The sequence below is a fragment of the Shewanella sp. HL-SH2 genome (assembly GCF_051164935.1).
Lineage (GTDB): Bacteria > Pseudomonadota > Gammaproteobacteria > Enterobacterales > Shewanellaceae > Shewanella > Shewanella glacialimarina.
In genome coordinates, this window is record NZ_CP195035.1 from 2,919,953 (window position 1) to 2,933,992 (window position 14,040).

General features: G+C 47.2%; 11 protein-coding genes. 2 read left to right on the plus strand and 9 right to left on the minus strand.

Features of this window, described 5'->3' with window-relative positions; genetic code table 11:
* The first annotated feature begins 733 nt into the window (after window positions 1-733).
* Entirely contained in the window at window positions 734-2,614 is a 1,881-nt protein-coding gene (locus ACRWP9_RS12720) for a hypothetical protein (protein ID WP_434926316.1), read from the plus strand.
* 330 nt (window positions 2,615-2,944) lie between these two features.
* Window positions 2,945-3,187, plus strand: coding sequence for a hypothetical protein (locus ACRWP9_RS12725; protein WP_434926317.1), 243 nt, complete (start codon window positions 2,945-2,947; stop codon window positions 3,185-3,187).
* A 68-nt stretch (window positions 3,188-3,255) separates the two neighbouring features.
* Here the strand turns inward: ACRWP9_RS12725 and ACRWP9_RS12730 are convergent, their stop codons facing one another.
* From ACRWP9_RS12730 to ACRWP9_RS12770, 9 genes are all read right to left on the minus strand, one after another.
* Window positions 3,256-3,444 carry a hypothetical protein gene (locus ACRWP9_RS12730; RefSeq protein ID WP_434926318.1) on the minus strand — a complete coding sequence of 63 codons (189 nt, stop codon included), beginning with the start codon at window positions 3,442-3,444 and terminating at the stop codon, window positions 3,256-3,258.
* A 205-nt stretch (window positions 3,445-3,649) separates the two neighbouring features.
* Complete coding sequence (locus ACRWP9_RS12735; protein ID WP_434926319.1) at window positions 3,650-6,232, minus strand: protein kinase domain-containing protein; 2,583 nt, start codon at window positions 6,230-6,232, stop codon at window positions 3,650-3,652.
* 56 nt (window positions 6,233-6,288) lie between these two features.
* Complete coding sequence (locus ACRWP9_RS12740; RefSeq protein WP_434926320.1) at window positions 6,289-7,521, minus strand: hypothetical protein; 1,233 nt, start codon at window positions 7,519-7,521, stop codon at window positions 6,289-6,291.
* The gene (locus ACRWP9_RS12745; RefSeq protein WP_434926321.1) at window positions 7,476-8,207 is read right to left on the minus strand and encodes a hypothetical protein; all 732 of its coding nucleotides are present in this window, start codon (window positions 8,205-8,207) and stop codon (window positions 7,476-7,478) included. The genes ACRWP9_RS12740 and ACRWP9_RS12745 overlap by 46 nt, the downstream gene beginning before the upstream one ends.
* Window positions 8,208-8,422: 215 nt before the next feature.
* The gene (locus ACRWP9_RS12750) at window positions 8,423-9,208 is read right to left on the minus strand and encodes a PP2C family protein-serine/threonine phosphatase (protein ID WP_434926322.1); all 786 of its coding nucleotides are present in this window, start codon (window positions 9,206-9,208) and stop codon (window positions 8,423-8,425) included.
* Window positions 9,186-10,697, minus strand: coding sequence for an Hsp70 family protein (locus ACRWP9_RS12755; RefSeq protein WP_434926323.1), 1,512 nt, complete (start codon window positions 10,695-10,697; stop codon window positions 9,186-9,188). Before ACRWP9_RS12755 ends, ACRWP9_RS12750 begins: the two co-directional genes overlap by 23 nt.
* 123 nt (window positions 10,698-10,820) lie before the next feature.
* Window positions 10,821-11,561 (minus strand): alkaline phosphatase D family protein, encoded by a 741-nt coding sequence (locus ACRWP9_RS12760; protein ID WP_434926324.1) that lies wholly within the window; start codon window positions 11,559-11,561, stop codon window positions 10,821-10,823.
* Window positions 11,562-11,675: 114 nt separating this feature from the next.
* Entirely contained in the window at window positions 11,676-12,428 is a 753-nt protein-coding gene (locus tag ACRWP9_RS12765) for an alkaline phosphatase D family protein (protein WP_434926325.1), read from the minus strand.
* 10 nt (window positions 12,429-12,438) lie between these two features.
* Entirely contained in the window at window positions 12,439-13,953 is a 1,515-nt protein-coding gene (locus ACRWP9_RS12770; RefSeq protein ID WP_434926326.1) for a DUF7379 domain-containing protein, read from the minus strand.
* Window positions 13,954-14,040 lie beyond the last annotated feature (87 nt).

Here is a 14,040-nt window from a genome sequence, read left to right on the forward strand (position 1 = left end):
GTGCTTTAAAAAATAAAGCTCTGTTCCTAGCTACCATATTTGATAAAAAGTCTTTTAGGCTGTAATTGTCAACGACAAAAAAAGCTGTTCTTGACCCAAAATAAATTAGAAACGATGCTATATTTATGATGAACGAACATTTAATGCATTCGATTACAACGATAATTATTTAGATGATAAGCATATCGCTACTCAGTGATGCTGCTAACAAGACCAATGGATATAGCAAACTATCCATCAAACTGCTTAGATAATATGCTAGAAATTGATGATATGGTTGTCATGATTAGCCGGTATGCCTACAGCCAATTCACAACAGATCGATGCCACGCTGTCGCTTGTTGCAACCAATTAAATCTAAAGTCAAAAGCCGTAAACTGAAAAGATTATATAAAATAGACATCAAAGGTATTTCTACTATTAGAGTGAATTTCAACACCTGCACCCGACAACTAGCATAAGTAACCTTACGTGGTGCAAAGCAAAACTAACTGAATTGCCGCTGTTAATACTAAAACAACTCTGTTTGCTGGTTATACTCAAAGAACTTAAAAAAACAAAAGTGTAGAAGGAATTTAAGTTAGCTACCGCTTAGCATTAGTTTGAGAGGGTTAAAGATATAATTAAGAAACGTCAAACCTTTACAGTAAATAATAGAGTCGGTTTCATTCGATTACCCTCCTCTATTTGCGGCGAAAACAACAAGTGATAAAAACAAATCGGGAACTTTAAGATGCCAGCGTACACACCAAATACCATTAGTGATGATTTACAAGCACAATTAGCTGCAGCACGTGCAGAAGCGGAAAAAGTTAGAGCGACTTCGCAACAGGCTGAGATGGATAAGCAAAGAGCTGAAGGTGATGCAACCTTAACACAGCAGCAAGCACAAACCGCTAGTGATGCTATGAGCCAAGCCAGCGCCGGCGCACAGCAATCACAAACCTCTGCCGCTGAAGCCGCACGCATGGCCGATGCCGCTGGCAGCTCTGCTAACCAAGCTGATGCCGAAGCCACCGATGCCCGCGCCGCTAGCCGCCAGGCGGATGGCGCCGCCACCGACGCACAACAAGATGCCCAGCAAGCCGGCAATGCTTCAGGTGAAGCTATGCAACAAGCCGGCGCCGCCGGTGGTGCCGCAACCGATGCTTTAGCTCAATCCGCTTTTGCCTCTACCAGTGCTAACACCGCTAACACCCAAGCCCAAGAGGCTTATCAACAAGCTCAAATGGCCAGTGGTGCCGCCACCGATGCCAGCGGCCATATGCATGTCGCTGACAGCGCCGCGGGTGTTGCACAAACCCAAGCGGGGCAAGCTGCATCTGCCGCTAGTGAAGCTGCCACACAAGCCGATGCGGCGCGTACCTCGGCCACCGAAGCCGACGAACAACTGAGAGCCGCACAAGAAAAGGCCCAAGCGGCGGCAGACGCAGCACAAAAGGCGGCGGAGTCTGAACAAGCGGCAGAGCAAGCCGAGCAAGAATCTTTGGCCGCGCGCCAGGCCTCACAGCAAGCACAAACCGCAGCCGAGCAAGCCAGCGACAGCGCTCGCCAACAAGAACAACAGGCCACGCAAGCCTCACAAAACGCCGAAAAAGAAGCGCAAGAAGCCGTAGCCGCTTCAGACCTAGCCGATAAAGAAGCCCATGGCGCCACCGCCGCGCACCACCGCGCCAGCCAAGAAGCCGCCGAGGCAGTGCAAGCGTCTAACACCGCGCAGCAAGAGGCGAGCGAAGCCACACAAGCCTCTAACATGGCCAGCACATCGGCTGGCCGGGCTGAGTCGGCATCAAGTACGGCACAGTCTGCCGCCAACACGGCACAGCAAGAAGCAAATCAAGCCACGCAGGCCTCTAATGTGGCAGACCAATCGGCCAATGCGGCGCGCGGCGCGGCCAGCGATGCAGAGTCTGCATCCAACCAAGCTCAGTCTGCCTCTGGCACGGCGCAAAGCTCAGCGGGTACGGCGCAAACAGCGGCCAACACCGCCGACAGCGCCGCCAATGCGGCGTCAGCGGATGCTAACGATGCCAAATCAGAGTCTGGCCTTGCCGCCAGCGCTGCAACTGATGCTCAGCAAAGTGCCGACGACGCTGAACAAGCGGCACAACGGGCGTTGCAAGCCGCCAACTTGGCCACTAATGCCCAACAAAATGCAGTAGATGCCGAAGACGGTGCTAAGCGCGCCATTGCCGCCGCTGATGTCACCGAAGATGCCAAAGAACGTGCGTTGCAAGCGTCGCAAGATTTAATTGCCCAGCTGCAAGATGCCCTAAGCGAGGCGCTGAATTTATTGGCGCGGGTACAAAGCGCTGAAAGTGAATCCCAGTCATTAACCCAAAGCATTGGCAACCTACACAACCAGGCCGATACCACCTTGGGGCAGATTATTGAATTGGAACACACAGGCCAAGATTTGGTGGCCAGTATTCGCTATTCTGAAGGCGAAGCCGACAACGGTAATCAGCAAATTCAGCGCTTTCACACTGCAGCCAGTGATGCGCTTACTAGTACCCAAAGCTGCGAGTCAAAGGCGGACCGTTCAGCCGATACGGCTGAACGAGCTGCCGATGCGGCTGAAGCCGCTGCCGCACGGGCAAGGCAATTTTCCTAAAAGTACCCGCCGCGGCCCGTTGGTTCATCAACAGGCCGCGCGTTTTTAGACCGGCGTTACGACGGCCACTTGATGCCTAACGCTACGAACAGAACGCACCCATGTTAAAAAACACACGGCTAGCCCTGTTGCTTTTGCCCTTGCTACTGAACGCTTGCGGCGGCACCCAACCGGTAAAACAGGCCAACCAAACGCAGCTTGTTACGGCGCCCGTGCCTTAGCTTAACTTAGCTTAGCTTAAGCTGCCAAACCGATAAAGCAGCCCTTGTAGGTTACGGCCGTGGCAGCACCTTGGCACAAGCCAAACAACAGTGACCTGGTCAAGTCTACGTGGTAACGGAAGCCGGCGGTGTATTTGAAGCCGCCGCACTGGCCGAGCAAACCCTAACTACCGACACTTTTATCCTCGTTGTTAGCACTGAATCTTTAAGCCAAACCGCACTATCAAACCTGCACCGACAAAAAAATCCGCGCGTATTCAGCAGTTACTGCTTAGTCTTGAACACATGGCTGCCGATGTGGCAGTGGTGCAATTGGTGGTGGAATAAAAAACGCCCCTTGCCGAATACCTAGGGGCGGTAAATTATTAACGGAATTCTGTGTTTTCAGTGCAATACGCTTTGCTATTGCACCCTACCGCCCTAACCCGCCTTACAGCCTTCAAACGCCACTCTCCATAAGTGGCGCACCAGCGCCAGTTGCACATTGGCCTTTTGCAAGAAGGCAAGTTTTTTATGCGTATAAGCGGCTTCCACTAAACAGGCCAACACATCCAAGGTGAAACGGCGGTTGCGCGAGAATTTATCCTGCTGTGGAATGAGCCATTTCAACAGTAAATGGCAATCTTGTTAGGCTTTGGGAAGGGTGGATTCACTCATTATTCGCCAATACGTTATCAACAAAAACCACCCGCCCTGCGGGCGGGAAACCTAACAGCCTTAGCCTCTTTCACCGCCCGGCCAACTTTCAGCAGGGCTCCCTCAGGATCTTTTGAAAAGGGTAAAAGTAAAAAGGGTAAAAGTAAAAAGGGTAAAGCTAATTGTCCTGGACAAGCCGAAAGCCGACGAGATGGCTACTATCGGAAGCGAGACTCCTACTTCGGTAGGCCGAACGCGCGGTGTACGGAGAGTTGGCAACATTACCACCACGCAGCACACGTAAACGACAATCAACACCCTGCCAGGCGCTGCCATTACTCGGTGCACCAACGTAACTGTCATTCCAGCAATCCTGCACCCATTCCGATACGTTGCCATGCATATCGTATAAACCATAGGCGTTGGGGGCAAAGCTTTTGACGGTGACAGCTACGCCGCAGTCATTACAATTGGCACGATTACTGCCATAATCATCACCCCAACTGTATTTTGTGCTAGTACCCCCACGTGCAGCGTACTCCCATTCCGCTTCTGACGGCAGCCTAAAACGCTTTCCCGTGGCCTCGTTCAACCAAGGAATAAACTGCTGGGTAATATCATCGTAGCTCACAAAATTAACGGGAAGAGTGCCGTGCGGGCCCCGACCCTGACTACAGCCACCCGCTTGCACACAAGCATCCCACTGCGCAAAGGTCACTTCGTGCTCCTGCATTTTAAATGCCTGAATTGAAACAGTGTGTATGGGTTGCTCGGTTGTGCTTAAACTCTTGGCACCCATTTGAAAACTGCCGGCAGGAATGGAGATCAGATTGCCCTCGCCCTGCTGGACCAACGCAGCTTGCTGTTGACGCTTGGCTGCGACTTCTGCTTCTCCAGCTAACCGCGCGGCTTCTGCTTTGGCTTGGCTGGCTTTACGTTCCGCTGCCGCTTTGGCTACTGCATTCTCCATTGCTTTGGCTTCCCGTTCTTTATTAATGGCAGCTACTTGTCCACTGACCGCCGCTGACACAGCCTGCCATTGATTGGTTGCCTGCTGCCAGTGTTGCTGCGCTTTGGTAAACTCCCCAACAAGTTGTTGGTTGTTAGCCTGTTGTTCTTCATTTTCGGCTGCAGATACTTCAGGTGGATTTTTTAGGCGATAGTTTTTAGCCAGGTTGGCCCACGCATTGCGTGCATCTTCCATTGATTTTTCTGCACTGTAGAGCTTTTCAGCGGCCGTAAAGTTATCCCACAAATCTTTATAACCACTGCTGACTTTGTCTATACTGGCCTGCGCTTGTTCAAACACATTTTCGCGCAGCAGGGTTTCGGCCATACTCAGCTCGCCTTCTAGCGCTGTTATCTGACTGCCAGCAAAAATCCCGTTTTCAGTTAGCTGCTGCCAATGTTGAAGTGCAGGTAGGTTACTATCTTTGTTACGGGCGGCGTCTTTTACGTCGCTGTCTAATTGACGGCGGCCGTTTTCTAGGCGTTGTTTGTACACTTTAATTTCGCCCTGGGCTTTGGCCACGTTGGCTTTTTGCGTGGCAATTTCTTCTTTGCTTTTCGGTAGCAGCGAGGCCCAATCCACCGAGCCGGAACTTAGTACGCCGCCTACGCCTAAAAGTGCAATTAATACGCCGGCGGCTAGGCCGATGTTTTTCCACGGTAAAGCGGGCAAAGAGGCGCCGCCTTTTTTGGTTAACGCGGTTTTAAATTCTGTGATGTTGGCGAAGCGATCTTCGGCTTTTGGCGCTAGCGCGGTATCTACCGCGCGGGCTAAGCTTGCGGGCACGTCTTTGCGGATTTTATGCAAGCTTTCGATGCGCCCAGTGGGTACTTCGCCGGCTAGCATTTCATACAGCAATACACCTAGGGCGTATTGATCGGCGCGGCCGTCGATGTCGCCGCGGCCCTTAATTTGTTCGGGCGCCATGTAATAGGCGGTACCCATGGCGGCGCCGGTTTGGGTGCGCTGGCTGTTGGACATTAAGCGGGCTATGCCGAAGTCCATCAATTTAATGGTGCCGTCTTCACACAGGAATATATTTTCCGGTTTGATGTCGCGGTGCACGGTTTTGGTGTGGGCGTGTTCCAGGGCATCACACAGCTTGCTGACGATTTCTAGCGTTTCTTCAATATCTATGGGCGTGCGGGTGGCTTCGTGACTGGTGATGAAACTGCGTAGGCTTTGGCCTTCTAGCAATTCCATGGTGATAAACCAGTTATCGCCATCTTGTTGCACGTCGAATACGTTGATGATGTTGGGGTGGCTCAGCTCACTGGAAAGACGGGCTTCATCTAAGAAACGTTCGCGCGCCCGCTCGCTGCTAGTGAGTGCCGGCAGCAATACTTTAATGGCGATGTTTTTATTGCGGGTACGATCGAAAGCGCAATACACCGCGCCCATGCCACCGGCGCCTATTTGTTCTTTCACCTCATAGCGACCGGTTAAGATTTGTCCCACTTGCAGTTGCACAAGTGTAGTATCGCCGGCCATATTAGGTAAGTCGGCCAATTTAGTTTGGCTCAAGGGTGAGCTTGGCCTTTGTGCTGAGACCGGCGATGTCGATTGCAGCAGCGCTTGGGCTTGCGCCACTTGAATTAGCAGTTGATCAAATTTAGCTTTTAATGCATCAGTAGGTGCTGTATCGCGTTTTTGTTGGAGCATTTCCTTTTTGGCGGCTATTGCATTTGCCAGTTCAGTCGCAGAAAACTGTTCACTTAAACCTAGTAAGGTTTGTGCATGTTGTTTATCCATAAAATATCCTGTGTACATGTAATATCAAAATCATGGCTAATGTTATCAATGCTGGTTTAATTATTTTTTTGGTTCAAATTACTCAGGTAACGCTCAGTTTTTTCAAGAAGTTGGGATGCGTTTACTTTTAAGCGCTGAATTATGGGCGTACTTTTTTGCCATTCACTAATTTGAGTGTCAATAGCTGTGATACGCGTTTTAGCTCGCGTCATATTTTGATCTCGCTCAATCTGACTTCTCCCCTGATGCTCACGTGCCAACAGCTCTAACTGCTGTTGCCACTGTTTTTTTAGATTGTCGGTGTAGTCGGCTAATTTATTTTGTTTTAAGCGGTTAATATCCATCAATACACGACGGCTAGCGCTTAGTAATTCGTCACGCACCCTCACGAGTTCTTTATCTAAGCGATGTTGTTCATCTTTTTTAAAGCTAACAAAAGAGTAAATTACAGTACCTATAAAAACAGGTAACAATATAAGCCCTATCCAGCCAGAGTTACGTAAATCAATACCGATGTAACCAAGCAACATGGCGCTCATCATCAATACCATTACACCTTTTCTTCCCTCTGCTAGCCGGTCAACAAAACCTCGCTTTGGTAGTTCGCCCTGATAACGTAACTCTAAACCAATCATGCCGTTGATATCCTGCCAAAGCGCATTGTCATCTACTGCTGGCATATTAAAATTAGGTTTATAACCAAGCAGAACCTTACATTGCTGACCAAGGCTTTCTGCATGCAGCTGAAATTGTTTATTTAATAGCTGAACATCTTGCTTAAGACTTTGCTTGTTACTCTGTTGTAAAAACTGCAACAGTTCAGCCTGATAACTGCTTCCAAGGCTAAGCTTGATCGTTTTATAAGCTTCTTCACGGTCTAAATCATGATAGGTTAGTGTGTCGGTATGCTGTTTCAAACTAATGTTACCTGTACTATTTGGTAACTCTCGTTTGCGCCCTGTTTCTTGTAAGGTTTTCAAAGTTTGCTGACATTGGTCATTTAGTTCTGCGCGAAGCTGAGTCCACAGCGTTAAATCATGCTGAGAAACTGTTGTGGTGTCGCTTTTGCGTATTTCACGTTTTTTTCTACTTTGTAATTGTCTTAATTCTTGTTCATAACGATCGATTACAGCATCGCTAACTGAGAGCTGCCGCTTTGCTTGCAATGATAGCTGAAGTGCGCGGCGTAAATCGTTTTGCACTTCAGATAAGTGAGCAGGAATTTCAGCATCAATATGAGTTGTCAACAAAATAGGGGGAGATTGAACAATGCCTGGATTTGTGTCCACCAGCCTTTTGTAGGAATCTGTAGATCAGGCAAAAGCTCATCAACTGGGAGTAATGGCCAAAATGCAACCATATCTTCCAATAGATGATTAATAACGTCTTTATCTTTTTGCGTCAGTTGGTAATCAGGAGCTGCCGCCACCATCAACAAATTAGATTCGGTGATAAGACGGGTTAACAATGCTGGGGATTCAGCAATAAATTTAGTATCCTCAGGCAAAAGTACTTGTAAATTACGAACATTAGTAGGTGCCTGAGTTCCTACTTTTAATTCTGTTTTGGTTTTTTTTAAGCCAGCCTCTGATGGAACGCCAGATAAACTTGCATCGTTCACAGCAGTAATAAAAGCGTCCCAGGTTTCAAACTCCTGCCGTTCACCTGTACTTTTTTCCAGCGAATAGCCCTGTTCTTTCAAATGCACTTCCAGCAGGCCAATTTGCTGACTGACTTCCAACGAAAATACAGCAAAATTGTGGCCGTATAGCCACTTTAGGGCTGCACTTCTGGCTTGTGGGTTGAGTCCCAACAACGTTAACCCTAATGGTTTGCCATCGATACCTTTGCCTAATTGCTGAAACAAATCTAATAACGGGGTATATGCCTGACCCCGTTCAATTAATTGGCAAACCTCTTGCCCTTGCTGGTTGCAGTTGTGAAACTCAGCAATTAACTCTTCTAATCTACTCATAGACTTTCCTATTTGGTTTGTTCACAGGCAAGTCAGATTTTCTGCACTGTATTTCAAAACATTTGATATCAAATATATGAGGAGTTCATTATCCTCATATATTAACCACGTAATTGAACTAATACTCTGACCTTAATAGCCCGCTTCTACAGTCTTTAAATCATTAAGCTTGTTTTATTGTGTCTTTTAGTTAGAGCTAAACCGTTAGCTAGTTGCTAATCATTATTATCAATTTTTACAAAGATAGATTTTAGCCAGCGGCCAAAAATAAAGGGCTCTGCGCTGAGTAAAATAAAACTGAAATTGTCGCTGGCGGTGGTTGCCAATACGGCAGACTGTAAACGTTTCGCCGCATTAACATCATCAATTTCGTCCGATAAACACTTAGCAATGGCAGCATCAGGTAATAGATCGTGAACACCGTCGGTGCAAAGCAACAGGCGATCGCCGCACGCTAATTTATGGCGCTGCAAATCAACTTTTAACTGCCGTAAATTGGCTTGGCCCAAGGCTTGATTAACTAAATGTTTCTGTGGGTGCTCGCGCGCTTCTTCGGGGCTTAACACGCCCCGCTCTACCATATTTTGAACAAAAGAATGGTCGCGACTTAATAAGCTAAGCTGGCCTTTTCGCCACAGGTAAATACGACTGTCCCCCACCCAAGCTAACTGCACATATCGCCCCTTTGCCTGCACCGCCACCAAGGTAGAACCCATGCCTGATAAGGCGGGTTCAGCTTGGGCTTTAGCCAATACCGACACATGGGCATGCTTAATGGCTTGATCCAAAGGCTCACCATGGGCACAAGCAGCGGCCGTTGTTTCGCACACCAATTTGCTAGCAACATCACCACCGGCATGCCCCCCCATTCCATCGGCCACTAACCATAAACCTGCGCTGTCGTCGCTGTGAATGGCGTCTTCATTTCGTGGGCGCAGATGACCAGTGTGGCTAAGACTAGTACTAAGCCAGCGCGGCTTATTGGTTAATAACCAGACCATTAATCCAACTCTGTTGTTCCAATAATTCACGGTCCATGGCTTGGCTATCTTTGTCCATTTCCTGCTGCATTTGGCGACCAGTTTCTGGGTCGCACGCAGTAATCACTACGCAACCTTCTAGGTCATAGGCCAGCTTGATTTCAACTGGGTATTTGGCGCGGGGATTATCAATGGTAAAAGCAAAAAAACCTAGGCTACTTTCTTCCTGCCCTTGATCTGTCTCCCGCTGCTGCACGGCTTCAATGATCAGTCGAGCTTGATCGGCACGGTTAGTGTAAAAGGTGGTACTTTCCGCTGCGGGTACCGGTGTATTCTTGTTCACCAGCACTTTCACGGCAGGCTGCCCATCAGCTCCGCGCACACGAATGCCTAGATCGTATGCACAAATAGATTGCAACTTTTTGGCGCCCCCGCCGCCGGTAAATTGTTGTGCGGCTAAAATCGCTGCACCATAGGCAACGGCTTGGTGTGGTTGTCTGCACACAAGCTGATCTTTGGGGCGGCCACTGGCGCGGGAAATTTTCTCAGGTACAAGCGGTAATAGCGATGAACCACCAGTTAGCAAAATGGTGTCGATAAAACTCCACTCTAAGCCCGCGGCTTTTAAACAACGCGTGCAAACAGCCAAGGTTTCATCTACAAAGGTATCTATCATTTGATGGAACAAATCGCGAGTAAGTACAAAATCTAGAGTTTTCCCAGCCAACACCAAGGTTTTTGCCACCTTAGTTTTACCCGGTTTCACCAAGGTAAGCTTAGTGTCATGAGCGAAGCGGCGAAGCGTCATAAGGGTGGTTTCATCGCTAGGCCGAACGCCGTGCTGACGATGATATTCATCTAAAATAAAATCCATAATAAATTGATCAACCCGCATACCACCATGTTGGTTACTGCCTTCTGTGGCAAGCGCATAAAGCCCGTCATCACCCACTTGCAGTACAGTAGCATCAAAGGTGCCGCCGCCTAAGTCATACACAAATAAGGTTTGCTCTGCACCCTTGCGGTTATAACCGTAAAATGTTGCCGCTGCTACCGGCTCATCCAATAATTTCACTCGATTAAGGCCAGCCAATTGAGCTGCTTCACGGGTGGCCTTGCGCTGGGCATCGTTAAAGTTAGCGGGCACGGTAATTAATGCACCAGCCACTTCATCGTGAGCAAAGGCTTCTACATCGTTAAGTATTTTCTTTAATACCAAGGCCGATAAGCTTTGTGGCCACCAATGGCGCTGACGATGGTCTCTATAAACTCCCTCAGGTTCACCCATGGCCAACTTAAAAAAGCGCGCTTGGGACAGCTCTGGTTCGTCTTCCAGCATTTCCTCTAAGGCCGAACCTACAAAGCAGCCTTCATCACCAATGTGCACCACCGAAGGCGTGCGAAATTCATTGGCATTGTGGTAATCCGGAAACAGCGTAGGCTGCCCGTGATCATTCATGTGAGCAACCAACGAATAAGTGGTGCCTAAATCTATGCCGAGATATAACAAAAAGAATATCCTTAAGGAGTCTATATTGGTTGAGGCGTTTCTAAACTTGCAAAAAACACCAGAAGAAAAGTATCTCAATATGCAATAGTAAGATCTAGAACTTTAAAATCGAAGTTTAGCGCTCTATTTTTCAAGTACCGACCTATCAATAGTCCATTGACTATGTATTTCTCCATCACATGCCCTGAAAATTTCTGCTTTCACACTGCTGTCCGAAACATGAATTAGCATATAATTATTTTCTGGACAGGATTGATTCACTATGTTCACTGTAAAGCTTCCTGGGCGACTTTCGGGCGCGATCGCCAATTGCGACAAATCCTCAGGCAACACCCCCTGCTCCAGCTTACGCAACAAAAACTGTTTTTTACTTTCAGGCTGAGTCCCAAACGTAATCCAGTTAAATGCAGAAGATACGAGGCTAACAGCAACCAGCTCGCTTTCATCGGCAATTGTACAATGGATTTCCGCCATACACGACACGTGCAAATCGCCACTTAATAGTATAGGACGCAAACCGGGGGCGTTCCTGATGATATGCAATAGTTTATTTCTCTGCTCGGGGTAAGCACGCCATGTATCGCTATGAAAGCCACTATTGTTATTTCGCAAAATTTTGGTTGAGTCGAAATTATCATCGTGATTGGTATCAGGTGCGATAGGTACAGGTGAAACAATAAACTTATAACGTCCAACCCCCTCTGTTAGAAATAACTCTATCTGGTCAAATTGTTCATCAAGCATTTTCGGATCATTACCAAATGGGTCACTGCGTTCAGTCCTGCCATCGAGAATCAACAAATCGGCCAAACCATTACTGAACTTATAGCCCCAGTGTGGAGTTGAAACACCAATATTACTCAATCGTTTATTAACAGAATCGCCAGAATCGGGGGGAATAGCGGAGAGTGACTAGCCTGATAAGCGAGATAACTGATAAGCCCTCGCCTTAATATTTTCGGATTCCAACCTCGATTTTCAGGTTTCTTGAAAATATTGGAGACAGATTTTTTTTTCCCTTTTTTCTCGGTAAAGGTACCCGCCCCAATTATTCTCTACCTCGTGATCATCCAGAATCATATAAACAGGCAAAGTTGCCATCAGATTACGCAATGATATATTCGAAAAATCATGCCGGTATTTCACAAAGTAGCCTTCTGTACTATTTGGAGGGTTGTTGGCTGCAATCCATGGAATAAATGGCACAAGATCATTAATGGGGTGATCTGCATAGACCTGATCACCCATCATCAAAATAAAATCAGCCAACTCAGCATGCACAACTCCCTGAGTGCCAGAATCATTCTCCAATATTGTTTGAAACGCCTCCCCTCCTTTACGGCCAAGCCCATACCCTCGGTGTGAACAAGAACCAGCAATAAAACAAAACTCCGCATCGCTTGCGGGTGCAGGCCTTACACGCCCTCTGAGTATCTCAACATTCTGCGAAGTCCAGCGCTCATCGTTTACCTCGGGATCGCTTGCTGCTTCTGGGTAGAACAGAATTTCCACTGTAATTGGTTGCTTGGCTATAGGAAAAAAAATCTGAGTGATACCAGTAAAATCAAGTAGCGGATTAAGGTTCAGAGTCTTCTTTTGCCAATTACCAGTCGATTCAGCTTTCCAACGAGCAGTGGCCTTCCATCCTTTACGCCCTTTAACCCAAAGTGTAGAAAAATGTTGAGTAGTGTAACCAAATATGGGACCTAAAAGAGTGTTTTTATTTGGCATAGCGAATCCCTCAATACCCAACAAACGTTTCGGTTAGTTTCTTTTGGACCTTATTAGAGGCGAAAAAGGTAATGTGCCAGACCTCGGACTGGGCATCACTTTCATCACCGAATTCAATTAGGTTGGTTTTGTTTACAACACCGTCAAGATAGTTTTGATTCATGCCTGCCCCTTCAAAAGGCACAACTACATCATTGCCAAGCCCTTCAAATACAAGCCTGTCAATAAAAGCTTCATCTACCACATTGACAATGGTATTTTTCGCATCGAAATTAGCACGAATATAGTAATAGTGATTAGCTCGGGTATATTGACTTGCTTTTAGTTTATTAATCCAATCGCCCTCAGGGTTAAGGCAGTCGGTTCCGGGCAACTCCTGAAACCCTCTGAATATCAATTTAACAATTTGGCTCCACACCCCAGCAGATAGCTTTGCACTTGGTGATAAGAGCCTATTAATTGCAGCGTGAGTCTTAAACAATCTGTCAACCATCTCAGGCTTCGCCAGCGCAGAACCTTCGCAAGCACCAGCGACAAAACAGACTTTGTCAAATTTGAGATTTTTAGCCTCGCACTTAGCCTTAAGTGCATCAGACTCTAGCAACGAACGCACTACACCAGCCCCCCGGCTGTGGCAAATCACATCAATAGTGATGTTATCCGGCAGCAGCGTTAATAGGTGTTGTGCATTCTCAAACGTTGACTTACTAAGCGTCCAATGATCGTAGGCCAGAACACGGCCACCGTAAGCATCTGATAATGTCTGCCAACAAAAGCCTTCATTTGACTCTGTCAAGGCATCAAACGCCCCTTTTGAGGAGGAAATTATTCCGTGCACAAATAGTAGAACACGCTTACCTGCCATAGCGATTTTTTCGTCGGCCGTAACGTCAGGTAATGTCATTGTCTTATCGAACCATTGCAATCTTTCATGCGGTACGATTTTTTTGTCAATTAAGCTTACTGCAGGAATAAGAGCACTCCCAATCAGTTTTTCTAGCTTCGGTATAGAAAACAGCTGAATGATTTTCTTCACACCTGGAGCGAAGGATTTCACAAAAGGCTTACCGTCGACTCTACCGAAGGCAAGATCTTGTTGGCGGGCTATTAGTGGAGTCTCAAGTCGAGCAAAGGGTAATTGTTGTGCTAATAAATCTACTGAGTTCGAATTTCCATCACCAACCAGAGCCCAACCAATCACATCCCCAGTCTGCTCATCAAATTCCACCTGTACTTGCAGCTCATTGACCGGAACTTGTGTTTCCAGAATAAAGCGTGGCTTTGGAAAGTGAAATTTATGGCCACTAAGGAATGGTGCACGAGATTTCATGGCAGTCAATCCAACCATTGGACTGATAGATGTAAATCCTGCCGCCTCAAATTCCGCAACAGATGACTGCAACGCTGGCGATGGAGGAAAATCAAACTCAGTGACAGAGAGTTCTGCATCAATAGGAGACAAGCGAATAACTCGCCCACCATTAAGAAAATCAAAAGACTCACCATCTATTATTTTTTTTGACATAAAAATTCCTTTTTAATTTATGCTAAGTAGAAGTGAAGCCTTACAACAATTTTCAGTTCACTACCTTTTACTGTTAAGCCCACAGTA